1 pseudogene is annotated in these 270 nt (G+C 45.9%); it reads right to left on the bottom strand.

What is annotated here, in order from left to right:
- Positions 1–270, bottom strand: a pseudogene (locus ACFIN0_RS10115) (hypothetical protein); the annotation flags it as partial.

Here is a 270-nt window from a genome sequence, read left to right as displayed (position 1 = left end):
ATACGCCGAGCGCGTATTTTCACCCGTCCCTGACTGAAGATAAATATCAACCCAAAGATCTGTAGAGGGGTCGTAGACCATCCCTTCTGGACTACTATGCGGGCGGTGATTCAAACACCAAACTGAATTGGGTAAAATATCCCCTGCTCTATAACCAGACAATGGATGACCGGAAATCTCACCAACATCCGCACAAAGCGTATGAAACCTTCCTATCTTGACAGAATTATCCGCTGTGTATCCATGTGGATAAGTAGCATTCTGTGACAC

Source organism: Bartonella sp. AA89HNZF (assembly GCF_042196905.1).
Lineage (GTDB): Bacteria > Pseudomonadota > Alphaproteobacteria > Rhizobiales > Rhizobiaceae > Bartonella.
This window is presented reverse-complemented; position numbering and strand designations above follow the sequence as displayed.